The 23,687-nt window shown below is 66.8% G+C and carries 21 protein-coding genes; 14 read left to right on the forward strand and 7 right to left on the reverse strand.

The genetic code is table 11. The features are described from left to right. The first annotated feature begins 3 nt into the window (after positions 1–3). The 3 genes from metH to OC373_RS02315 all read left to right on the forward strand — a co-directional run bounded on the left by metH (position 4) and on the right by OC373_RS02315 (position 5,484). The gene (gene metH, locus OC373_RS02305) at positions 4–2,745 is read left to right on the forward strand and encodes a methionine synthase (protein ID WP_261997327.1); all 2,742 of its coding nucleotides are present in this window, start codon (positions 4–6) and stop codon (positions 2,743–2,745) included. A 90-nt stretch (positions 2,746–2,835) separates the two neighbouring features. After that, entirely contained in the window at positions 2,836–4,041 is a 1,206-nt protein-coding gene (locus OC373_RS02310; protein WP_019185952.1) for an MFS transporter, read from the forward strand. 72 nt (positions 4,042–4,113) lie between these two features. Continuing rightward, positions 4,114–5,484 (forward strand): amidohydrolase family protein, encoded by a 1,371-nt coding sequence (locus OC373_RS02315; RefSeq protein WP_261996970.1) that lies wholly within the window; start codon positions 4,114–4,116, stop codon positions 5,482–5,484. Positions 5,485–5,500: 16 nt separating this feature from the next. Here the strand turns inward: OC373_RS02315 and OC373_RS02320 are convergent, their stop codons facing one another. From OC373_RS02320 to OC373_RS02345, 6 genes are all read right to left on the reverse strand, one after another. After that, positions 5,501–7,585, reverse strand: a complete 2,085-nt coding sequence (locus OC373_RS02320) for an acyltransferase family protein (protein WP_261996971.1) — start codon at positions 7,583–7,585, stop codon at positions 5,501–5,503. 67 nt (positions 7,586–7,652) lie between these two features. Continuing rightward, entirely contained in the window at positions 7,653–8,345 is a 693-nt protein-coding gene (locus tag OC373_RS02325; RefSeq protein ID WP_261996972.1) for a DUF2058 family protein, read from the reverse strand. A 9-nt stretch (positions 8,346–8,354) separates the two neighbouring features. Further along, complete coding sequence (locus OC373_RS02330; RefSeq protein WP_019185948.1) at positions 8,355–8,594, reverse strand: SlyX family protein; 240 nt, start codon at positions 8,592–8,594, stop codon at positions 8,355–8,357. Then, positions 8,587–9,936, reverse strand: coding sequence for a UDP-glucose/GDP-mannose dehydrogenase family protein (locus OC373_RS02335; RefSeq protein ID WP_261996973.1), 1,350 nt, complete (start codon positions 9,934–9,936; stop codon positions 8,587–8,589). Before OC373_RS02335 ends, OC373_RS02330 begins: the two co-directional genes overlap by 8 nt. A 22-nt stretch (positions 9,937–9,958) precedes the next feature. Further along, positions 9,959–10,939 (reverse strand): FKBP-type peptidyl-prolyl cis-trans isomerase, encoded by a 981-nt coding sequence (locus tag OC373_RS02340; protein WP_019185946.1) that lies wholly within the window; start codon positions 10,937–10,939, stop codon positions 9,959–9,961. An 84-nt stretch (positions 10,940–11,023) separates the two neighbouring features. Then, positions 11,024–11,632 carry a glutathione peroxidase gene (locus OC373_RS02345; protein ID WP_070425478.1) on the reverse strand — a complete coding sequence of 203 codons (609 nt, stop codon included), beginning with the start codon at positions 11,630–11,632 and terminating at the stop codon, positions 11,024–11,026. A 465-nt stretch (positions 11,633–12,097) separates the two neighbouring features. Here OC373_RS02345 and OC373_RS02350 point away from each other — a divergent pair, with 465 nt between their 5' ends. The 7 genes from OC373_RS02350 (at position 12,098) to OC373_RS02380 (ending at position 16,682) form a co-directional block, all read left to right on the forward strand. Continuing rightward, positions 12,098–12,352, forward strand: a complete 255-nt coding sequence (locus OC373_RS02350; protein WP_026070209.1) for a hypothetical protein — start codon at positions 12,098–12,100, stop codon at positions 12,350–12,352. A 2-nt stretch (positions 12,353–12,354) separates the two neighbouring features. Further along, the gene (locus OC373_RS02355; RefSeq protein WP_019185943.1) at positions 12,355–12,717 is read left to right on the forward strand and encodes a GntR family transcriptional regulator; all 363 of its coding nucleotides are present in this window, start codon (positions 12,355–12,357) and stop codon (positions 12,715–12,717) included. Next, complete coding sequence (locus tag OC373_RS02360) at positions 12,714–13,589, forward strand: ABC transporter ATP-binding protein (RefSeq protein WP_070425479.1); 876 nt, start codon at positions 12,714–12,716, stop codon at positions 13,587–13,589. The genes OC373_RS02355 and OC373_RS02360 overlap by 4 nt, the downstream gene beginning before the upstream one ends. Then, positions 13,586–14,614 (forward strand): hypothetical protein, encoded by a 1,029-nt coding sequence (locus tag OC373_RS02365; protein WP_019185941.1) that lies wholly within the window; start codon positions 13,586–13,588, stop codon positions 14,612–14,614. The genes OC373_RS02360 and OC373_RS02365 overlap by 4 nt, the downstream gene beginning before the upstream one ends. A gap of 28 nt (positions 14,615–14,642) precedes the next feature. Further along, positions 14,643–15,524: a DUF4097 family beta strand repeat-containing protein gene (locus OC373_RS02370; RefSeq protein WP_070425480.1), complete on the forward strand. Its 882-nt coding sequence runs from the start codon at positions 14,643–14,645 to the stop codon at positions 15,522–15,524. 28 nt (positions 15,525–15,552) lie between these two features. Further along, positions 15,553–16,161 carry a DUF2884 family protein gene (locus tag OC373_RS02375; RefSeq protein ID WP_019185939.1) on the forward strand — a complete coding sequence of 203 codons (609 nt, stop codon included), beginning with the start codon at positions 15,553–15,555 and terminating at the stop codon, positions 16,159–16,161. Between the two features lie 95 nt (positions 16,162–16,256). Then, positions 16,257–16,682: a hypothetical protein gene (locus tag OC373_RS02380; RefSeq protein ID WP_046273903.1), complete on the forward strand. Its 426-nt coding sequence runs from the start codon at positions 16,257–16,259 to the stop codon at positions 16,680–16,682. 168 nt (positions 16,683–16,850) lie between these two features. On the opposite strand, the gene OC373_RS02385 is transcribed toward OC373_RS02380, so the two are convergent. Continuing rightward, on the reverse strand, positions 16,851–18,263 hold the full coding sequence (locus tag OC373_RS02385) for a class II fumarate hydratase (RefSeq protein WP_046273902.1): 1,413 nt from the start codon (positions 18,261–18,263) through the stop codon (positions 16,851–16,853). A gap of 295 nt (positions 18,264–18,558) precedes the next feature. Here OC373_RS02385 and OC373_RS02390 point away from each other — a divergent pair, with 295 nt between their 5' ends. The 4 genes from OC373_RS02390 (at position 18,559) to OC373_RS02405 (ending at position 23,673) form a co-directional block, all read left to right on the forward strand. Beyond that, positions 18,559–19,881 carry a hemolysin family protein gene (locus OC373_RS02390; RefSeq protein ID WP_070425481.1) on the forward strand — a complete coding sequence of 441 codons (1,323 nt, stop codon included), beginning with the start codon at positions 18,559–18,561 and terminating at the stop codon, positions 19,879–19,881. A 37-nt stretch (positions 19,882–19,918) separates the two neighbouring features. Beyond that, on the forward strand, positions 19,919–21,286 hold the full coding sequence (gene purB / locus OC373_RS02395; protein ID WP_261996974.1) for an adenylosuccinate lyase: 1,368 nt from the start codon (positions 19,919–19,921) through the stop codon (positions 21,284–21,286). A 63-nt stretch (positions 21,287–21,349) separates the two neighbouring features. After that, positions 21,350–22,753, forward strand: a complete 1,404-nt coding sequence (locus tag OC373_RS02400; protein WP_070425482.1) for a cupin domain-containing protein — start codon at positions 21,350–21,352, stop codon at positions 22,751–22,753. Between the two features lie 11 nt (positions 22,754–22,764). Then, positions 22,765–23,673 carry a GNAT family N-acetyltransferase gene (locus tag OC373_RS02405; RefSeq protein WP_070425483.1) on the forward strand — a complete coding sequence of 303 codons (909 nt, stop codon included), beginning with the start codon at positions 22,765–22,767 and terminating at the stop codon, positions 23,671–23,673. Positions 23,674–23,687: the final 14 nt, after the last annotated feature.

Consider the following 23,687-nt stretch of genomic DNA (forward strand, 5'->3'; position numbering starts at 1 on the left):
CACCTGCTCCCCGTTCCCGTTGTCGTTGACCTTCCTCCGCCAGCCCGTGCCAGCCTGCCCATGACGTCTTCCCGCCACACCCGCCTGTCCGGTCTCGAGCCGCTGGTCATCACCCCGGACCTGCTGTTCGTCAACATCGGCGAGCGCACCAACGTCACCGGCAGTGCGCAGTTCCGCAAGCTAGTGAAGGAAGAGCGTTACGAGGAGGCGGTGGAAGTGGCGCGCCAGCAGGTCGCCAATGGCGCGCAGATCCTCGATGTGAACATGGACGAGGGCCTGATCGATTCCGAAAAGGCGATGACGCGCTATCTGAATCTGATCATGTCCGAGCCGGACATCGCGCGCATTCCGGTGATGGTCGATTCGTCCAAGTGGAGCGTGATCGAGGCCGGGCTGAAGTGCCTGCAGGGCAAGAGCGTGGTCAACTCGATCTCGCTCAAGGAAGGCGAAGCGCAGTTCATCGAGCAGGCGCGCAAGGTACTGCGCTACGGCGCGGCCGCGGTGGTGATGGCCTTCGATGAGGACGGGCAGGCCGATACCTGCGCGCGCAAGGTCGAGATCTGCACCCGCGCCTACCGGATCCTGACCGAACAGGTCGGCTTCCCGCCGCAGGACATCATCTTCGACCCGAACATCTTCGCCGTCGCCACGGGTATCGAGGAACACGACAACTACGCGGTCGACTTCATCGAAGCCACCCGCATCATCAAGCGCACCCTGCCGCACTGCCATGTCTCCGGTGGTGTCTCCAATGTGTCCTTCTCCTTCCGCGGCAATGAAACCGTCCGCCAGGCGATCCACTCCGTGTTCCTGTTCCATGCCATTGGCGCGGGCATGGACATGGGCATCGTCAATGCCGGCGCGATGCCGATCTACGATGATCTGGACCCGGAACTGCGCGAGCGCGTGGAGGATGTGATCCTCAACCGCCGCCGCGACGGCACCGAGCGCTTGCTGGAGATCGCCGAGCGCTACAAAGGCAAGAAAGGCGAAGTGCGCGGCGAAGATCTGGCCTGGCGCGAGAAGCCGGTCAACGACCGCCTTGCGCATGCGCTCGTACACGGCATGGACGCCTGGGTCGAGCAGGATACCGAAGAAGCGCGTGCGCGCTCGACGCGGCCGCTGGATGTGATCGAGGGGCCGCTGATGGACGGCATGAACATCGTCGGCGACCTGTTCGGCGCCGGCAAGATGTTCCTGCCGCAGGTGGTCAAGTCCGCACGCGTGATGAAAAAGGCGGTGGCCTACCTGCTGCCCTACATCGAGGCCGAGAAGGCGCGCAGTGGCGACACCGCCAAGAGCAACGGCAAGATCATCATGGCCACGGTCAAGGGCGACGTGCACGACATCGGCAAGAACATCGTCGGCGTGGTCCTGGCCTGCAACAACTTCGATGTGGTCGATCTGGGCGTGATGGTGCCGGCGCAGAAGATCCTCGACGCCGCGCGTGCTGAAAACGCGGACATCATCGGGCTGTCGGGGCTGATCACCCCCTCGCTGGAAGAGATGAGCCACGTCGCCCGCGAGATGGAGCGGCAGGGCTTCACGATGCCGCTGATGATCGGCGGCGCCACCACCTCGCGTGCGCACACGGCGCTGAAGATCGACCCGCATTACAAGGCGCCCACGGTGTGGGTGAAGGATGCCTCGCGCGCGGTGGGCGTCGCCCAGTCGCTGATCTCGCGCGAGCTGCGCGATGCCTTCGTGGCCGCCAATGAGGCCGACTACGCCGACATCCGCCAGCGCCACCGCAACCGTGGCGATGCCAAGCGCCTGGTGCCCCTGGCCAAGGCACGCGCCCAGCGCTTCGTGGGCGACTGGGCGAACTACACGCCGCCGACGCCGCGCAGGCCCGGCCTGCATGTGCTCGACGACTACCCGTTGGCCGACCTGGTCGAGGTGATCGACTGGACGCCGTTCTTCCAGGCCTGGGAACTGGCCGGCAAGTTCCCGGCGATCCTGACCGACGAGATCGTCGGGCCCCAGGCGACGGATCTGTACCAGGATGCCCGCGCGATGCTCACCCGCATCGTCGAGGAGAAGTGGCTGACCGCCAAGGCGGTGTTCGGGCTGTGGCCGGCCAACAGCGTCGGCGATGACGTGCACCTGCGCACCGACAACGACCCGGCCGTGCTGCACTTCCTGCGCCAGCAGGTCGACAAGCCGGTCGAGCGCCCGGACTTCTGCCTGGCCGATTTCATTGCCCCGGCCGACACGGGCAAGCAGGACTGGATCGGCGCGTTCGCCGTGACCGCCGGCATCGGCATCGACCCGCACGTGGCCCGTTTCGAGGCCGACCATGACGACTACAACGCGATCCTGCTCAAGGCACTGGCCGACCGCCTGGCCGAAGCCCTGGCCGAGCGCCTGCACCAGCACGTACGCATGGATTACTGGGGCTACCAGCCCGATGAGCAGCTGGACAATGAGTCGCTGATCGCCGAGAAGTACACCGGCATCCGCCCTGCCCCGGGCTATCCGGCCTGCCCGGAGCACAGCGAGAAGGCCACGCTGTTCCACTTGCTCGATGCCGAGCGCACTGCGGACATGCAGCTGACCGAGAGCTTTGCGATGCTGCCCACCGCGGCGGTATCGGGCTATTACTTCAGCCACCCGCAGAGCCAGTATTTCGTGGTCGGCCGGGTCTCGCGCGAGCAGGTGGTGGACTATGCCAAGCGCAAGGGCGTGGATCGCGTGCAGGCCGAACGCTGGCTGGCCTCGAACCTGGATTACGATCCGGAATGACCGCGTCACCCGAGCCACGGTCGGGTGCTACCGGCATAATGCACGGGTAGGCCCCCACTGTTGGCGGGTGCGCGCCCTCCGAGACCCTGCATGACCGCCCTCCCCCGCGACGCCGTCCCGGCCGTCCGTCTGTCGTCGTTCTACCTGTTCTACTACGCCGCCCTCGGCGCGTTCACGCCCTACTGGTCGCTGTTCCTGACCTCGCGCGGCATGAGCGTCACCGCGATCAGCGTGATGATGGGGCTGTGGTATGCCACCCGTATCGTCGCGCCGACCACGTGGACCTCCATTGCCGCCGCCTCGCCGCGCCCGATCTTCTGGCTGCGGCTGGGCTGCGTGCTCACCCTGCTGACGTTCTGCGCCTTCCTGCTGCCGTTGCCGCAGCCCTGGCTGTACCCGGCGATGATCGCGTTCTGTTTCTTCTACAACGCAGTGATGCCGCAATTCGAATCGATCACGCTGACCCACCTGGGCAGCGACAGCCACCGCTACGGACTGATCCGGGTGTGGGGCTCGCTGGGTTTCATCGTGGTGGTGATGCTGTTTGGCTGGATCATCGAAGGTGACGGCGGCGCCGGCAATGCACACCTGCTGCCGTGGCTGATGCTGCCGCTGTTCGGCCTGCTCACGGCCTCGGGCTTCGCCAACCGCTATGCGCGCAACCTGCAGCGCAGCGACGGCGATGCCACTGGTTTCTGGCAGATCGTGCGCAAGCCGCAGGTACTGGCGTTCTTCCTGGCCGCCTTCATGGAGCAGCTGTCGTTCGGCCCGTACTACACGTTCTTCTCGGTCTACATGGACCACCACGGCTACGCGACTTCCACGCTGGGCGTGTTGTGGACGGTCGGGGTGGTGTTCGAAGTCGGCGTGTTCTTCACCATCGGCCGCTTCTTCCGCCGCTATGACGCCAGCTGGATGCTGCTGATCGCCCTGCTCAGCTCCACCGTGCGCTGGGCGATCACCGCACTGTTCCCGCAGAACCTGCCGGTGATGCTGGTCGCCCAGACCGCGCATGCACTGGGCTTTGCGGCCTTCTTCGCCGCTGCGATGCAGATGCTGGCCACCTACTTCCCCGGCCGCCTCAATGGGCACGGCCAGGGCGTGTTGTACGGCTTCTCCTCGGGTGTGGGCGGTGTGCTCGGTGCGTTGATCGCGGGCCAGCTGTGGCCGATCGATCAGGGCCGCACCGCATTCCTGGCGGCCAGCGGATTCGCGCTGGCCGGCGCCCTGCTGTGCTTCTTCGCGATCAGCCTGCCGCTGTTGCGGGCCGCCCGCCGGAAGCCCGGGGCCGTGTAGCGCCACGCCGTGCGTGGCCTTGCCGTCACGTTGGTGCCGGTACGCTCGGGACTCCCCAACCCCGGAGTCCCCATGCGACGTTCCCTTCGCCTGCCGACCCTGTTCACCGCCCTCGTGGCGGCCTGCGCCACCGCGAACGCGGCCCCCCCGATCATTCTCGACAACGCCCGCGTGTTCGACGGCGAACGCGACCTGGGCATCACCACGCTGACCCTGCGCGATGAGCGCATCGCGCACATCGGCCCACCACCGCCCGCACTGGCCAAGGGTGCCAAGCGCATCGACTACCAGGGCAAGGTGATCCTGCCCGGCCTGGTCAGCAACCACATCCACGTCGGCAATACCGACGGCCTGGAGCATGGCGACCGCTTCTACACCCGTGATCACGTGCTCCGCGACCTGCAGCAGTTCCAGCGCTACGGCATCACCACAGTGACCGCGCTGGGCATGAACGGCGCTGCGTTCACCACGATCCGCGCCGAAGTCCGTGACCAACCCACGCTCGGTGCGCAGCTGTACGGCGCCGGTGGCGGCATCGGCGCGGCCGCAGGCGCCCCGCCGGCCAAAACGATGGGGCTCGAGCACGATCCCGTCTCACGCCCGACCACGCCCGACCAGGCCCGCGCCGCGGTCCGCGCGCAGCAGCAGGCCGGGGTGGACGTGATCAAGCTGTGGGTGGACGACCTCGGTGGCCGCTTCCCGATGATGGCGCCGCCGATCTACCGCGCGGCGATCGATGAGGCGCACCGGCACCAGCTCAAGGTGGCCGCGCACATCCACGACCAGGCGCCGGCAGCGGATCTGGTCGAGGCCGGCGTGGACATCATCGCGCACGGCATCCGCGATACGCCGGTCGCCCCGGCGCTGGTCAGCGCGATGCGCGACAAGGGCGTGTGGTACATCCCGACGGTCAACATCGACGAGGCGAATTATCTATACGCAGAGAACCCGCAGTGGCTGCAGCAGCCGTTCGTGGCCAACGCCCTGCCGGCAGCCGTGCGTGAGCGCTGGCAGCAACCACAGTGGCAGAAGGCGCAGCTGGCGGGCGATGGCATCCCCAAGGCACGCGCAGCGGTGGCCATGAACCTGCGTAACCTGAGAACGCTGCACGAGGCCGGCGTGAACATCGGCTTCGGTACCGATGCCGGCGCGATGCCGCAGCGCGTGATCGGCGTCGCCGAGCATCGCGAGCTGGAGCTGATGACCCAGGCCGGTTTCACCCCGGCGCAGGCGTTGCAGGTAGCCACCGCCGACGCCGCACGCCTGCTTGGCCTGGACGATCGCGGGCGGATCGCGGTCGGACGCCGTGCGGATCTGCTGGTTCTGGGGGCCAACCCGCTTCAGGACATCCGCAACAGCCGCCGGATCGATGCGGTCTGGCAGGCGGGCCAGCAGGTCGCCGGCCCGATCGAGGCCGAAGCAGGCACGGCTGCCCGCGACTGATCGCGGGCGATGGGATTCAGGGGGCGGCGGCCGGCGCCGTCGCCTCCAGGCGCTTCAGCTGGGCCTGGAAATCAGGCAGCAGCAGGCGATTGCCATAGCCGCTGAGATGATCGCCATCGAAGAACAGCGGCTTGCCCTCGCGGGTCGGCAGGCACTGCTCGCCGGGGCACAGCAGCGGCATCGGATCCCAGATCGACGCCCCCGGCAGCGCATCCGCCACCTGCTGCAGGACGGCCAGCACCGGCGCACGCAGCTGCTCGATCTCGCTGCGCTGCACAGTCATGCCATTGACGCAGATCGGGTTGTGCCGGTTGAACACATCCGAGCAGCGGTACGGCGGCGCGGGCAGTACCGGCTTGGGCGCTTCCAGCACGATGTGCACGCCGCGCCCGGCCAGCGGGGTGAGCTGAGCAATCCAGGACGCGACCTCGGCCCTGCGACCGGCATCGGCCGCCTCGCTCAGATGCTCGGCACGCACCTGCGCGATATCGAACACGGTGTACTGCTCGGACAGACGCGGCAGCCGCAGCCCGGCCAGCAACACCACATCGCCCGGCTGCGCACGGGCCTGGATATCCTCCAGCACGTTGCGCACATACGCATCACACGCCGGATTGGGGCCCTGCCAGGCACGCAACCCGACCAGCGCGCAGCCCCCGCTTCCGTACAGCCGGATCGTTGCGCCATCCAGCACGGCCAGGCGCTGCAACATCTCGTGGTAGGCCAGCGCATGCGAGTCACCGGCCACGAACAGCTGGCGCGTGGAGGCGGCGCGTCCAGGGCACTGGCCGCGCTCGTACAGGCGTGCCTGCCCGCCCTGCACCGGCACGTTGCTGACCCGCACGCGGCAGTCCGGGATCTCCTTCTTGAGCCCCTTGGCATAGGGATACCAGTCCAGCGGAGCGCGGCTGACCACGCTGAGCGAGGTGTACTGCTGGGTCTTGACCAACGCCGTCTGCAGCCCGGCGCCAAGCACCAGCACGGCCACCCCGACCGCGACCCAGCGTGCGTTGCTGATGCGCCAGCGTCCGCCATGCCGCAGGGGCTGTTCCACCCAGCGCCAGGACAGCCAGGACAGCAGCGCCACGCACAGCAGTGCGGCCGCGCCGGTGGCCACCGTCTCAAGGCCCACCGTCCAGCGGAACAGCACGAAAACCGGCCAGTGCCACAGGTACAGCGAATAGGACAGGCGGCCGATCGTCACCATCGGCGTGGTCGCCAGCGCGCGGCCGATCCAGCCCCCTGGCGCGCGCTGCAGCAGACCAAGCAGGCCCAGCGTGCCCAGCACCGGCCAAAGCCCGTCGATCCAGGGCGAATGGCCCGGACGCGCGGACCACAGCCCATAGCCCAGTGCGCCAACGCTGAGCAGCAGCAGCGGCGAGCGCCAGCTGATGCCGCGCGGCGATGCCGTCAGCGGCGTGAACCGGCCGCTGAGCGACAACACCTGGAACAGCAGCACGCCAGCGCCCAGCTGCCAGAACCGCGTGGTGGTCAGATAGAACGCATCGATCTCATGGCCGCCCTGGCGCGCACGGAACACCGCATACCCCAGTGATGCCGCGACCGCCACGCCGAACAGCCCCAGCGACACCCAGCGCCCGCGCGGGCCTTTGGCCCAGGCCAGGAACAACAGCGGGAACAGCAGGTAGAACTGCTCTTCCACGCCCAACGACCAGGTGTGCGTGTACGGGTTGAATTCGGTGCGCGGTGAGAAGTAATCGTTGCCGGTACTGGCCAGCACCCAGTTACTCAGCCCGACGAAGGCCATGCGCCCGGTCTTGTCGCTGGTTTCGCTGAGCCACGATTCGGGAATCAGCAGCGCACTGAGCATTGCCGTGAACAGCAGGCAGACCACCAGCGCCGGGGCGATGCGGCGCATGCGGCGCGCATAGAAACGGGCCAGCCCGGCCCAGCCGCCCACCGCCGGCAGGCGATCCACCGAGGCACTGACCACGAAGCCGGAGATGACGAAAAACACGTCCACGCCGGTGAAGCCGCCGGGCAACCAGCTGGCCTTGAGGTGGTAGAGGATGACCGCCAGCACTGCGATCGCACGCAGGCCATCGATGTGTGGGAAATACCCGGGACTGCGTTCCTGCATGGCCCTGCTCCTGACATGCAACGGGCGCCTGCCGGCGCCCAGTGCATTCAACAATGGTGGCGTCGGCTTACCAGACCAGGTCGTCCGGCACCTGGTACTGCGGATCGGCGTACGGATCTTCGCCAGCCGGTGCATCCGGATCGACCTTCAGCGCCACCGACGGTGCGAACACCGCTTCGGCCTCGGCCAGCACGGCGGCGGTAACCAGCACGTAGCGGCCGTTCTGCTGCAGCACACCGAGCTCGCCGGCATTGAGGGCCTTGAGCTGGTCGGCCGTCACATAGATGCGCTTGATCTTGCCGCCATAGGGGAAATGGCGCGCGATGTCGGCTGCTTCGGCGTTGAGGGACTTGCCTTCCAGCAGGACCTCCAGCTTGGCCTTGGCCTCGCGGCGGATACGCGCCTCTTCCTGCTTCAGGCGCTCAGCCTCGATGCGGTCGTCTTTTTCCTTCTGCGCACGGATCGCGTACGCCTTGGCGAGATCGATATCCTCGCGCGAGCGCGGCTTGCCAGGCGCGCCCTGAGGGGCGCGGGCGCCGGCAGGACGGCCCTTGCCCGGTGGACGGCGATCACCGTCTCGCGCGGGCCGCTGGCCCTCGCCGGGCTTGCCGGCCGGGCGTGCGCCCTGCGGCTTGCCGGCCGGTCGGCCATCGCGGCGCGCATCGGGCCGACGGTCCGGCTTGCGGTCGTTGGTTCGTTCGGGTTTGGGCGCGGCTTTGAAGCCAAGGCCCAGCAGCTGGTCGCGGAGAGTATCGCTCATGACGTCAGATCAGTAATGCGGAGGCGGCGGCTCTTCGGCCGAATCGGAATACAGCGCGGTGCGGACCTTGCCGAGGTCTTCAAGCAGGATGCGGGTCAGGTCGGCATTGCGATTGCCTTCCATGCGCGCATCGGCCAGGGCCTCGCTCAGTTCGGCCAGCGCCTGCTCCTGGAAGGAGACGCGCATTTCCAGCTCGATCAGGCGTGCTTCCAGTGCCTGTTCGCGCTCGGAGGGTGTGGACTCATGCATTCAACGAACGTCCCCGGCCAATGCCGTAGTAAGCCAGGCCCGCGGCTTCGATTTCCTGCGGGTCGTACAGATTGCGGCCGTCGAACACGACCGCATCGCTGAGCATCTCACGCAGGCGGATGAAATCCGGACTGCGGAACTGCTTCCATTCGGTGACCACGACCAGCGCATCGGCGCCGTCGAGGGCGTCATAGGCATCGTCGCAGAACACCAGGTCATCGCGCTCACCGAAGATGCGGCGCGCTTCGTCGGTCGCTTCCGGATCATAGGCGCGCACCCGTGCACCGGCTTCCCACAGCTGCGCCAGCAGGCGGCGGCTGGAGGCTTCGCGCATGTCATCGGTGTTCGGCTTGAAGGCCAGGCCCCACACCGCGAAGGTCTTGCCGCGCACGCCTTCATCCTCGCCACGGTCGTAGTGGCGCTGGATCAGCGCGTACAGATGGCCCTTCTGATGTTCGTTGACGGCTTCCACCGCGTTCAACAGCTTGGGCTCATGGCCGTACTGCTGGGCGGTCCGGGCCAGCGCCTGCACATCCTTGGGGAAGCACGAGCCGCCGTAACCGGCGCCGGGATAGATGAAGTGCCAGCCGATGCGCGGATCCGAGCCGATGCCCTGTCGGACCTGCTCGATGTCGGCACCGACCTTCTCGGCGATGTTGGCGATTTCGTTCATGAACGAAATCTTGGTCGCCAGCATCGCATTGGCCGCGTACTTGGTGAGCTCGGCCGAGCGCACCTCCATCTCCACCACGCGGTCGTGGTTGCGGTTGAACGGCGCATACAGGCGGCGCATCAGCGCGACCGAGTCGGGATTGGACGCGCCCACCACGATGCGGTCCGGCCGCATGCAGTCGGCGACCGCGTCACCTTCCTTGAGGAATTCGGGATTGGAGACCACGTCGAACGCGATCTCCACGCCGCGCTCGGCCAGCGCCTCGGCGATGGCCTCACGGACGTTGTCGGCCGTGCCTACCGGCACGGTCGATTTGTTCACCACCACCACCGGCGCGGTGATGTGCCGGCCGATGGTGCGGGCCACGGCCAGCACGTACTGCAGGTCGGCACTGCCGTCCTCGTCCGGTGGCGTGCCCACGGCAATGAAGATCACCTGGCCATGCGCGATCGCGGTGGCGGCGTCGGAGGTGAAGACCAACCGCGACGCAGCGTGGTTGGCCTTGACCATCGGCTCCAGGCCGGGCTCATAGATCGGGATGATCCCGTTGTTGAGCCCGTCGACCTTGGCCTGGTCGATGTCGACACAGATCACCTGATGGCCAACCTCGGCCAGGCAGGTACCCGTGACAAGACCGACATAGCCGGTACCGAATATCGCAACGCGCATGGGCGGTGGGGCTCCAGATCCGTTACGGCAGAACGTTCAGCAGCTCGACGTCAAACGTCAGCGTCGCGTTCGGACCGATCGGACCACCCGGGGTGCCCTGCTCGCCATAGGCCAGCTCGCCCGGAATCCAGAAGCGGTACTTGGAGCCGGTCGGCATCAGCGACACGCCTTCGGACCAGCCCTTGATCACCTGGTCGAGGCCGAACTCGATCGGCTGGCCGCGCTGGTAGCTGCTGTCGAACACGGTGCCGTCGAGCAGCTTGCCTTCGTAGTTCACGCGCACCTTGCTGGTCGGCATCGGACGCTCGCCCGAACCCGGACGCAGCACCTGGTACTGCAGGCCCGAGGCGGTGGTCACCACGCCCGGCACGGTCTTGTTCTTGGCCAGGAAGTTGTTGCCTTCCACGCGGTTGGTACCGGCCTGGGCGGCGGACTTGGCGTCCATCTCAGCCTGCTTGCCCTTCATGAAGCCTTCCAGCGTGGCCTTGGCCTGCTCGGCGGTCATCTTCGGGGTGCCGTTGTTGAAGGTGGTGCTGACCGCATCGAACAGCGCGTCCAGGTCCAGATCGTCCTTCAGCGGCGCCAGCGACGGGCCCACGGCGAAGCTGCCCAGCATCAGGCCAACCTTCTCGCGGTCCACCTTCGGCGGCGCGGTGCCCGGGGCAACGCCCGGAACCGGCTGGCCGCTCTTGGCCATCACGGCCTGGCGCAGGGCGGCGTCGGTCTTCTGGGCCTCTTCCTGGCTGATCAGCGGCTGCTTGCCTTCAAAGGCATTCGTCACGCCGCGGCGCAGGGCGGCCAGGTCGATCTCGCTGGAGATCGGACCGAACGAATTGGCGACATCGATACCGATGGCGTAGCCCAGCTTTTCGCGTTGGGTATTCAAAGTGGAAGTCTCCTTGACAGCCGCGCGGGCGGCTGGTTGTTGCGACATCGCGGTACCGGTGGCACCCATCGCCAGAATCAGAACCGACGCCGCGGCGCCGCGCATTCCCATCTTCATTCGCTGCATTCCTGGAAGTGACTGGACGCCGACGTCGGCGCGAAAGCAACCATTGTCGCACGCGCGTCCGAGATGTCGATATCGTCAGTGCTTGTTGGCCGTGACAGACAGTTCACGTTCGATCGCCGCGACCAGTTTCGGGTCGTCCGGCGTGACCTTGCTCGGGAACTGCGCCACCACCCGGCCATCGCGGCTGATCAGATACTTGTGGAAGTTCCAGCCGGGCGACACGCCCGTGGCCGTGGCCAGGCTGCGATACAACGGCGTCGCCTCCGGCCCGGTGACGACCACCTTCTGGAACATCGGGAACTTGACGCCATAGGTCAGCGTGCAGAACTCCTGGATCTGGGCTTCGTCACCCGGCTCCTGGCCCTTGAAGTCATTGGACGGGAAGCCCAGCACCGAGAAACCACGCGCGGCGTACTTTCGCTGCAGCGCTTCCAGGCCTTCGTACTGCGGGGTGAATCCGCACTTGCTGGCGGTGTTGACCACCAGCAGCACCTTGCCGCCGTACTGCTTGGCCAGATTGACCTCGCCCTTGCCGGCCAGCGGGCGATAGCTCACATCCAGCAGATCGGCCGCCTGGGCCGAGGCGCCCACCAGCAGGCCGGCCGCCAGCAACAACACGGACCACCGCGCCCGGCGCGGAATGCGGCCGCAGCGGATGGGCGACAACAAAGACACGTGATGCATCGCGACACTCCAGAGTGGGGAAGAACGAAGGCCTGAATGCGCCCGGCGAGGGCGGCCAGGACGGCGGCGGGCACTATATCACCGGTGTTTTTGCCGCCGGACGCCGTTGGTCCGCCGGCAGGACGCCTCGCCGCAATGCGCCGTGGCCGGGCACGGCCCCGTCGATGCTGCCCGCCGCATTCAGCGCCGTTTTACAGCGTCTGGCGGTGTGGACCGACAGGCCAACCTCACCGATTCGATCACCTGAATACGGCGCCCACTTGCCATACCATTGACATCAATGAATGTGCGCTGGCCCGCATCGGCAGCTCACGTGCCGATATATATCTTTATATTCAATAACTTGGGAAACCATGGAGGCTGTCATACGCCCCCTGCCATCAGTTGGGTTGCTCGCCCTGTTGATCTTCGGCGTGCCGGTGTTATAGTTGCATACAACACCAGTCACCTAGACAGGGGAAGCCCATGAACCGCATGCGCCACCACCACGCCGCCAAAGCCGTCACCGCCGCCTCGGCGTTGCTGCTGCTTGGCTGGTTCGGCATCCCCTCCGGTGACGCTGGCAGCCCTGCCAGCGCCAATGTGTTTGAAGGCCCGCAGGACGCAGGCGTCATCGAGGCAGGGACCGCCGACGGCGCCCCCACGCCCCCCCGCCGGCTGCACAGCTCCCTGTCCATGCCTTACTTCTCATTCGCGCAGTCGCTGAACCCACGGAGCTGACCATGAGCGATATTCAATGGAGCGATGGTGCTCCGATCTACCGCCAGCTGAAAGAGCGCGTGATCGCCATGATGCTTGACGGCATCATCAAGCCGGGCGACGCCCTGCCTTCGGTCCGGCAGGTTGCCGCCGAGTACCAGCTCAATCCCATTACCGTTTCGCGCGCCTACCAGGAACTGGCTGATGAAGGCCTGGTCGAGAAGCGCCGCGGCCTGGGCATGTTCATGACCGAAGAAGCGGCGACGCAGCTGCGCAGCAGCGAGCGCGACCGGTTCCTCAATGAAGAATGGCCGCTGGTCCTGGAACGCATCCAGCGCCTGGGCCTGAACCTCGACGAATTGCTGCCCCAGGGGAAATCCTCATGAATGCCGTTGCAAGTGATGTCGTCATTTCCGCTCGAGGCCTGCGCAAGGCCTATAAACAGACTGTGGCACTGGACAACACCAGTTTCACGATCGCGCCCGGCCGCATCACCGGCCTGATCGGCCCCAACGGCGCCGGCAAGACCACCCTGCTCAAGGCGCTGCTGGGCCTGACCGCGGTGGAAGGCGAGCTGCGCGTACTCGGGCTGGACCCGACCGTACAGCGCAACGCCCTGATGAACGATGTGTGCTTCATCGCCGACGTGGCGGTGCTGCCGCGCTGGATGAAGGTGCGCGAGGCCATCGATTTCGTCGCCGGCACCCACCCGCGTTTCGACCGGGCGCGCTGCGAACGCTTCCTGGCCTCCACCAAACTGCATCCCAAGCAGCGCGTGCGCGAACTGTCCAAGGGCATGATCGTGCAGCTGCACCTGGCGCTGGTGATGGCCATCGATGCCAAGGTCCTGGTGCTGGACGAACCGACCCTGGGCCTGGACATCCTGTACCGCAAGGAGTTCTACCAGCGCCTGCTGGAGGACTACTTCGACGAGCAGAAAACCATCATCGTCACCACCCACCAGGTGGAAGAGATCGAGCACATCCTCACCGATGTGATGTTCATCCGCGATGGCCGCATCGTGTTGACCACCGACATGGAAGACATCGGCGAACGCTATACCGAAGTGCTGGTGTCGGCCGATGCGGTGGAGGCCGCACGCGCGCTCAAGCCGATCGACGAACGTGCCCTGCCCTTCGGCAAGACCGTGCTGCTGTTCGACGGGGTGCCACGCGCCCAGCTCACGCCCCTGGGCGAAATCCGCAGCCCGGGGCTGGCGGATCTGTTCGTGGCCATCATGAAGGGAACCTACGCATGAACACCGTCAACCATCCCATCAGCAAGGCCAGTGCGTTCAAGTGGCTGCTCAAGCGTGAGTACTGGGAAAACCGCGGCGGCTTCCTGTATGCGCCGGTGATCGCCGGCGGCATCTCGCTGGTGATGAGCCTGCTCGGCATCGTGTTCGGCCTGGTCGCCATGCACCGTGCGGTCAAGAGCGGCGGCATCCACATCGACAACGAAAGCGTCAACATCAACGGCCTGGACCTGAGCCTGCTGACCAGCAAGCTCGATGCCAAGGACCTGCACGACCTGGCCAATGGCCTGGACCTGACCCTGATCCTGAGCTCGGGCTGGCCGCTGATCGTGCTCGCCTTCGTGGTGTTCTTCTACTGCCTGGGCGCCCTGTACGACGACCGCCGCGACCGCAGCATCCTGTTCTGGAAATCGCTGCCGCTGTCGGATACCGCCACGGTGCTGTCCAAGGCCGTGAGTGCGCTGCTGATCGCCCCGATCATCGCGGTGATCGCCTCGGCCCTGACCATGCTCGGTTTCCTGGTGATGATCTCGATCGTGGTGATCGCCCACGGCGGTGATCCGATGATGCTGATCTGGGGCCCTGCCAGCCCGCTGACCATCATCGCCGGCCACCTGTCCTGGATTCCGGTCTACCTGCTCTGGGCGCTGCCGACCGTTGGCTGGTTGCTGCTGTGCTCGGCCTGGGCCAAGACCAAGCCGTTCCTGTGGGCGGTGATGCTGCCGCTGTTCGCCGGCATCATCGTCAGCACCACCAAGGTGATGACCCTGTTCGACCTGACCGGCGGCTGGTTCTGGAAGCATATCGTTGGCCGCCTGCTGCTCAGCGCGGTCCCGGCCAGCGACCAGTTCTACCGCGGTGAGTCCATGTTCAGTGGCAACGGCAACATGGACAACCTGGTCAACGAACTGGGCCCAAGCCACCAGCTGGCCGCCCTGGCCATGCCGGAACTGTGGATCGGGGCTGCCGCCGGCGTGGTGTTCCTGTTCCTGGCCATCCGCCTGCGCCGCCGCGCTGGCGAAATCTGATCCCCCGCCCTTCTTCGAGGAGCCACCCATGATCCGCACGCTCGCTGTTGCTTCCCTGTTGCTGCTGCCGCTGACCGCGCTCGCCAATGAACCGCAGTGCAGGTTCAACGAACCGCGCGACCTCAAGCTCGACCTGGCCGGTGCCAAGGCCGTGGTGTTCGAAGTGAACCAGCATGACCTGGTGCTGCAGGCCGGCCCCGGTGCGGCCCAGCTCGGCGGGCGCGCCTGCGCCTCCAACGCGGACTGGTTGCGCCAACTCACGGTCACCCAGCAGAAGGTCGGCGACAAGCTCGTCGTCCGCCTGCAGCGCGAAGGGCGCAGCCTCACCATGAGCGGCAGCAGCTATGCCTACCTGGACCTGCGCGGCACGGTGCCGGACACGCTCCTGGTCCAGATGAAGGTCGGCTCCGGCGATGCCAGCGTCAGCGGTGCGCATTCGCTCAGCGCCGATGTCGGCTCCGGGGATATCAAGCTGGAGAACATCAAAGGGCTGGTGACCGCGGCAGTCGGCTCGGGCGATGTCATCCTCGATGGCGCCGGTGCACTGAACCTGCTCTCGGTCGGCTCGGGTGATTTCAAGGCCCGCAACGTGCGCGGCGACGCCAAGGTCGGCACCATCGGTTCGGGCGACTTCGAGCTGGATACCGTCGGTGGCAATGTCGAGATCGGCGTGGTCGGCTCCGGCGACACCGACGTGCGCCAGGCCAAGGGCAACGTCCGGATCGGCACCGTCGGCTCCGGCGATACCGAGCTGCGCGACATCGGCGGCAGCGTCACGGTGGAACGCCATGGCTCCGGCGATGTGACGGCCCGTGATGTCGGTGGCGACCTGCGCGTGGCCAACAGTGGCAGCGGCGATATCCGCCACAGCAATGTACGCGGCCGGGTTGAACTGCCGCGCGGCAAGTAAGCCTCTTTACCCTCAACGGATACGGACCATGACAACTCGACTGCTGCTGCCTGCCCTGCTGTTGTGCCTGCCCATCGCCGCCTGTACCGCCCCGGACAGCGGAAAAGGCAAAGCCCCCGCCGACCAGAGCGCCGCCGCCCCGGCCACCAGCGCGCTGGATACCGACAGCATCGGCAAGACCGTGCAGGAGGCCACCGACAAGGCCCGCCGGGAAATTGCCCAGGGCAACATCTCCATCTCCAATGGCAAATCTCCCAAGGCCGAGATCAGCCCCCAGGGCGACCTGCTGATCGATGGCAAAGCGGTACCGGTGGATGCCCACCAGCGTGCGCTGCTGCAGGACTACCGCAAGCAGGTCGAGTCGCTGGCCAGTGCGGGCATGGAGATCGGCGTGGCCGGCGCCAATCTCGGCGTGAAGGCGGCCGGTGAGGCGATCAAGGGCATGTTCTCCGGTGACACCCAGGGCATCGAAGCGCGGGTGAACGAGGAAGCCAGGAAGATCGAAGGCCAGGCCCAGAAGCTGTGCGGCCTGCTGCCCGGGATGATGGCCCGGCAGCAGGCGCTGGCGGCCGCGCTGCCGGCCTTCCAGCCTTACGCGACCATGGACCAGAAAGACATCGACGACTGCGGCAAGTAAGCGGCCCCTGCCTGCGACGATGCGTCGCAGGCAGGCCCTTCCCGGCGCCAGGGGACTACAATCTGCGTTCCCGCCGCACGCGTTGTTGCCTGCTCATGAAGAAGCTGAGTCTGTTGCTGTTCGCCCTGTTCTGCCTCGTCGCCACTGGTTGCGACCAGGAGTACCGCAATCACCGCGCCGAGCGCAGCAAGCCGAAGATCACCGTCAGCGACGGCATGGTCACCGTGCGCCGCGCACCTGCGCCGAACATCATCATCCTGCCCAACGGGCACATGAAGATCGACGAGATCGAGATCCCGCTCAACGAAGAGCAGCAGGCGATGCTGCAGGGCATGTTCGGCCAGCTGCAGGTGCTGCGCCAGAACACCTTGACCGATGCTCCGCCGGACCCGGCCAAGCGCTCGGTGAAGATCCAGGTGCCCGATGGCATGCAGCCGATCCCGCCGGACCTGACCACGAAGATTCCGGAATTCAAGGATTACACCGAGACCTTCGGCAATCTGCAGGCCGACCGCCACTGACTGAGCCCCGCAGCGGCCGGCAGGCCCCTGGGCAAATGTCCCCCGTCCGCCGCCTGGCAGCGACGGCCTCCGCCTTGATTCTGCCCTGGGGCCCGCCGGCCGCTACGGGGCTCACGCACAAAAAAACGGGCCATTCGGCCCGTTTTTCGTTTCAGGTAGTACGCGCGCTCAACCGCCGCCGCCACCACCGGCGTGGATGCCGCCGGCGGTCAGCGCGGCCGGATCGAGCAGCTTGCGCAGCTCGGCCTCGGACAGACCGCTGTCTTCCTTGGCCACCTCCAGCACCGGGCGCTGTTCCTTGTAGGCACGCTTGGCGATCGCGGCGGCCTTCTCATAGCCGATGATCGGGTTCAACGCGGTCACCAGGATCGGATTGCGATCCAGTGCCTCGCGGACGCGATCCTCGCGCACCTTCAGCCCGGCGATCGCAGTATCGGCCAGCAGGCGGGTGATGTTGGCCAGCAGATTGATGCCATCGAGCAGGTTCGCGGCGATCAACGGCAGCGTCACGTTCAACTGGAAGTTGCCGGTCTGGCCGGCCACGGTGATCGCGGTGTGGTGGCCGATCACCTGGGCGCACACCATCACGGTGGCTTCGGGAATCACCGGGTTGACCTTGCCCGGCATGATCGAGCTGCCCGGCTGCAGCGCCGGCAGTTCGATCTCGCCCAGACCGGCCAGCGGACCGGCATTCATCCAGCGCAGGTCGTTGGCGATCTTGATCAGTGCCACCGCCAACGCGTTGAGCTGGCCGGACAGTTCAACCGCATCGTCCTGCGCGGCCAGGCCTTCAAACTTGTTCTCGGCGCTGTCGAACTTGATGCCGGTCTGCTGCTTGAGCTGCCTGGCCACCTGCGCGCCGAAACGCGGGTCGGCATTGATGCCGGTGCCGATGGCGGTGCCGCCCAGCGGCAGCCGACGCAGGCGCTTGAGGCTGTCTTCGATACGCTCCTGGGCAGAGGACAACTGCGCCGACCACGCACCGAATTCCTGTTCGAAGGTCAGCGGCATCGCATCCATCAGATGGGTGCGGCCGGTCTTGACCACCTTGCGCAGCGCGCGGCCACGCTTGTCGATGGTCTTGCGCAGGTGCACCAGCGAAGGCAGCAGCTGCTCATGCACGCCCAGCAGCGCCGAAACGCGCAGCGCGGTCGGGATCACGTCGTTGGAGCTCTGCCCCTGGTTGACGTGATCGTTGGGATGCACCGCGGTCTTGCCCGCCTTGCCGGCACGATTGGCCAGCGTGGCGATGACCTCGTTGGCATTCATGTTCGAGGAGGTGCCCGAACCGGTCTGGTACACGTCGATCGGGAAGTGCGCGTCATGGCGCCCATCGGCGACTTCGGCAGCGGCCGCCTCGATGGCCTTGCCGATGTTGCGCGGCAGATGGCCCAGCTCGACGTTGACGTTGGCCGCAGCCCCCTTGACCAGGCCGAGCGCGCGGATGAAACCGCGCGGCATGCGCTGGCCCGACACCGGGAAATTATCGACGGCGCGCTGGGTCTGCGCGCCCCACAACGCATCGGCGGGCACCTGCAGCTCGCCCATGCTGTCGTGTTCAATCCTGAAACCCTTGCTCATTGCTTCAACTCCGCACATCTTTCGTGGATGAAAGGGAACCTGCGGCTGGCAACGGGCCTGATTCCCTGGCTGGCGGCTCTGATCACGATACTCCCAAGCACCGTTGAAACCCAACCACGCGGTGGATCGGCTAGACTCGGGATTCGTTTTCATTCAGACAGACTGCCGCCCCCATGGGTGACGATCCCGACAGTAGTACCGGGCGTGCGAGCGCGCACGCACCGATGACCGGCCTCGCCGCCCTGGCGACCGCAGGTGCCATTCCGCTCCATGCAGCAGCGCTGCGGGGCCGCGGATGATCGGCAATCTCCTGCTTCTGCTGCTGGCCCTGCTGCTGGTGGTACTCAACGGCTTCTTCGTGGCCGCCGAGTTCGCCCTGGTGAAGCTGCGCCATACCCAGGCCGTCGGCCTGGCCGAGAACCATGGCTGGCGGGGACGGCTGCTGCTCAACGTGCACTCGCACCTGGATGCGTACCTGTCGGCCTGCCAGCTGGGCATCACGCTGTCCTCGCTGGGCCTGGGCTGGGTCGGTGAGCCGGCCTTCGCACACCTGCTGCAGCCGTTGTTCGACACCTTGGGGCTGACCCCGGAAGCCTCGCGCCTGACGTCCTTCATCATCGCCTTCAGCCTGATCTCGTTCCTGCACATCGTGCTGGGCGAACTGGCGCCGAAATCGATGGCGATCCGTCGCCCCGAGGCGATGTCGCTGTGGACGGCCGCGCCGCTGTACCTGTTCTATTGGGCCATGTACCCGGCCATCTGGCTGCTCAACAACAGCGCCAATGCGCTGCTGCGCCTGGCCGGCTGGGGCGATGTGGAGCACACCTCGCACCGCTATTCGCGCGAGGAGCTCAAGCTGATCGTGGGTCGCCAGCAACCGGTCGGCACCGCGCCGGACCAGGACCTCACCTTGATGAGTCACGCGCTGGAACTGCCCGAGCTGGTGGCCGGCGACCTGATGCGCTCCCGCGACCACATGCGTTCTTTCCGCGAAGGCATGCGCCTGGCCGACGTCATGGCCGAGTTCGCCGAAAGCCGCTACAGCCGCTACCCGTGGTTCGACCGCGATGGCGAGGAAGTGCTGGGCATCCTGCACATGAAGGACCTGCTGGTCGAGATCGCTCGAGGCAATCCCACCGACGACCTGCGCCCGCTGCTGCGCCCGGCCAACCTGATCGCGCTGGAAACCCCGGTACCGCTGGTGCTGGAGCGCTTCCGCACCGGCACCACCCACCTGGCGCTGTGCGTGGAAGAGCACGGCCGCATCCTGGGCTACTTCACCCTGGAAGACCTGCTGGAAGTGGTGGTCGGGGATATCGAGGACGAACACCCGCATATCGTCAAGGATGCCCCCACCCGTGGCGCCGACGGCACCCTGCTGGTGGCCGGCTCGACCTCGATCTTCCGGCTTGAGCGGCTGCTGGGACACGACCTGAGCGCGCCGGACCACCTCAATTCGGTCGGCGGGCTGATCGTGCACCAGCTCCAGCGGCTGCCCGAGGAAGGCGAGCAGCTGGAGATCGACGGGCACCAGTTCACGATCAAGCGCATGGCCGGGCACCGGATCCAGGCGGTGACGGTGCGCATGGCACAGGCCGAGGACGCCGGGGCAGCGTAGAATGGCGGCCCCCGCTGCCACCGATCTGCGCCCTGCCATGTCCGAATTCGCCCTGCTCGCCCTGTCCCCGCTCGATGGCCGCTACGCCGGCAAGGTCGACGCCCTGCGCCCGATCTTCTCCGAATACGGCCTGATCAAGGCCCGCGTGAAGGTGGAAGTGGAATGGCTGCTGGCACTGGCCAATGAGCCGGGCATCGTCGAACTGGCGCCGTTCTCGGCTGCCGCCACCGCACGCCTGCGTGCCCTGGCCGACGACTTTGCCCCGGCCCACGCCGCGCGTGTGAAGGAGATCGAGCGCACCACCAACCACGACGTCAAGGCCGTGGAGTACTTCATCAAGGAGCAGCTCACCGCCGATGCGGAGCTGGGCCCGGCGCTGGAGTTCGTGCATTTCGCCTGCACCAGCGAGGACATCAACAACCTCAGCTACGGGCTGATGCTCGAGCAGGCCCGCCGCGAGGTGCTGCTGCCCTCGCTGGACAACATCGCCGGCGTGCTGCGTGCCCTCGCCCATGCCCAGGCCGCCCAGCCGATGCTCTCGCGCACCCATGGCCAGACCGCCTCGCCGACCACCCTGGGCAAGGAAGTGTCCAACGTCGTGGCCCGCCTGGAGCGCCAGCGCCGCCAGATCGCCGCCGTCGAACTGACCGGCAAGATCAATGGCGCGGTGGGCAACTACAACGCGCACGTCATCGCCTACCCGGACGTGGACTGGCCGGCCTTCGCCCAGCGCTTCGTGGAAAGCCTCGGCCTGGTCTTCAACCCGTACACCACCCAGATCGAGCCGCACGACAACGTCGCCGAGATCGGCGATGCCGCGCGCCGCGCCAACATCATCCTGATCGACCTGGCGCGCGACGTCTGGGGCTATATCTCGCTGGGCTACTTCAAGCAGAAGCTCAAGGAAGGCGAAGTCGGCTCCTCGACCATGCCGCACAAGGTCAACCCGATCGACTTCGAAAACGCCGAAGGCAACTTCGGCATCGCCAACGCCCTGTTCGAGCATTTCAGCGCCAAGCTGCCGATCAGCCGCTGGCAGCGCGACCTGACCGACTCCACCGTGCTGCGCGCGGTCGGCACCGCCTTCGGCCATACCCAGGTCGCCCTGGACTCGCTGGCCAAGGGCCTGGGCAAGCTGACCGTCAATCCGGAACGCCTGGATGCCGACCTGGACGCCGCATGGGAAGTGCTGGCCGAAGCGGTGCAGACCGTCATGCGCCGCCATGGCCTGCCCAACCCGTACGAACAGCTCAAGGCGCTCACCCGCGGCCAGGGCATCACCACCGAATCGATGCAGGCCTTCGTTGAATCGCTGGACCTGCCCGCCGACGCCAAGCAGAGCCTGCGCGCGCTGACCCCGGGCGGCTACATCGGCCTGGCAGCGGACCTGGCCAAGGCGATCTGAAGGCATGGGCGCCGCCCCGCTGCGCCCCCGAACTACCGTCTACACGCTCCAAGGATCTCCCCCATGGCCGCACGCAAGATCAAAACCCCCGTCATCGAAATCCAGGCCCGTCCCGGCCTGCCGCTGGGCATGCCCGCCGCTACCTTCCTGCGCGATTACTGGCAGAAGCGCCCGCTGCTCATCCGCGGCGCCTTCCCCGATTTCGAGACCCCGGTGCAGCCCGAAGACCTCGCCGGTCTGGCCTGTGAAGAAAGCGCGCTGTCGCGGCTGATCACCCACGACCGCGCCACCGATGGCTGGACCGTGCGCACCGGCCCGTTCCAGGAAGAAGAATTCCCCGGCATGCCGGACCACGACTGGACCCTGCTGGTCCAGGACGTGGACAAGTGGGACGCCGACGTGCGCGCCCTGATCAGCCACTTCGATTTCCTGCCGCGCTGGCGCATGGACGATGTGATGATCAGCTTCGCCGCCACCGGCGGCTCGGTCGGCGCCCACGTGGACCAGTACGACGTCTTCCTGCTGCAGGCTTACGGCCACCGCCGCTGGCAGATCGACGCCAGCGAATCGATCAAGGGCAAGCGCCCGCCGCTGGACTTCCGCGACGACGTCGAACTCAAGCTGCTGCGCCGCTTCAAGCCGACCCACGACTGGGTGCTGGCCCCGGGCGACATGCTCTACCTGCCGCCGAACGTGCCGCACAACGGCGTTGCCGAAGACCCCTGCCTGACGTTCTCGTTCGGCATGCGCGCCCCGGCCTCGGCCGAACTGATCAGCGACTACCTCGATACCCTGATCGAGGGCGCCGACGAGTCCATCCGTTACCAGGATCCGGACCTGAAGGTGCCGGAGGATCCGAACGAAATCGACGTGGTCTCGATGAACCGCGTGGTCGAAGCGCTCAACGCCATCCGGATGAACGATCCGGACAAGCTCGGCGACTGGTTCGGCCGCTTCATCACCACCTACCGCGCCGCCGGGGAAGTGATGGCGCAGGGCGAACCGCTGCCGCGCGAAGAGATCGAAGCCGCCCTGGGTGCCGGCGTGGAACTGCATCGCCACCCCTGGGCGCGCCTGGCCTGGCGCCGTGCCAAGCGTGGCGCCAGCCTGTACTGCAGCGGCCTGGACTTCGCCCTGCCGGTCAAGGATGCCCAGGCGCTGGCCGGCGCCGAACAGATCGGTGCGGCGCTGTACCAGAAACTCTCGGCCAAGGGCCGTGATGCCGTGCAGGCACTGGTCGCCGGCGGCTTCTACCAGCTGGTGGAAGACACGGGGCTGGAGGACGAAGACGACTACGTCGCCGAGTACGACATCGTCGACGGCACCGAGGCAGTCGACGTGGTCGACGACGAGGCCATCGAGGCCGACGTGCACGAGGTGACCATCCATGACGACGGCATCGAGGTGATCGTCGATTTCGACGACAGCGACGAGACCGACGGCAAGGACGAGCCCCAGCGCGGCTGACCGCCCCCGCCATGACCGGCCCCGGCTTCCAGGTTGATGTGGTCGACTACCCGGTGCAGCACGCCGCGCTGCACCGGGTCCGGTTCACCGTGTTCGTCGACGAGCAGCAGGTCCCCGCCGAACTGGAGATCGACGCGCTCGACCCCCTGAGCGTGCATGTCCTGGCCTGCGACACCGCCGGCACCCCGATCGGAGCCGGACGGCTCACCCCGGACGGCCGGATCGGCCGCATGGCGGTACTGGCCGCCTGGCGTGGCAAAGGCGTCGGCGAAGCCCTGCTGCTGGCCCTGGTCGACCAGGCCCGGGCCCGGGGCTGGCGCGAGGTCGGGCTGCATGCGCAGCTGCCGGCCCGCGTGTTCTATACCCGGCAGGGCTTTCTGCCGGAAGGCGCGATCTTCGAAGAGGCCGGCATCGCCCACCAGCACATGCGGCTGGCCCTGTCCGGTGCAGTCGCGATCGAGCGCGCCGAAGAGGCCGTGGCGATCACCACCGCCTTGATCCACCGCGCCCGCCGCCAGCTGTGGATCCACAGCCGCCAGCTCGACCCCGGCCTGCTCGATGCACCGCCGGTGCTGGAAGCGTTACGCCGCTACGCCACCGCCCGCCACGACAAACAGGCCTGGCTGATCGTCCACGACAGCACCGCCATCCGTCAGGCCGGCTCACCCGTGCTGAGCCTGCTCCAGCGGCTGCCGAGCGTCTTCCGGGTGCGCGAGGTGAGCGATCCGATCGACCGCGCGACGCCATCTGCCTGTCTGCTCAACGACACGGGCGACTACTACTTTCGTCTGAGCGGCCACCGCTTCGATGGCGAGGCCGGGCTGGCCCAACCGGCACGTTCACGACCGTTGCAGGAAGGTTTGCAGCGCTTATGGGAACGTTCGCGTGATTGCAGCGAACTGCGGGCACTCGGCCTGTAGCCCACCGCGCGGCC

It is taken from the genome of Stenotrophomonas sp. Ste96, from assembly GCF_024519495.1.
GTDB classification, from domain to species: Bacteria; Pseudomonadota; Gammaproteobacteria; order Xanthomonadales; family Xanthomonadaceae; genus Stenotrophomonas; species Stenotrophomonas bentonitica_A.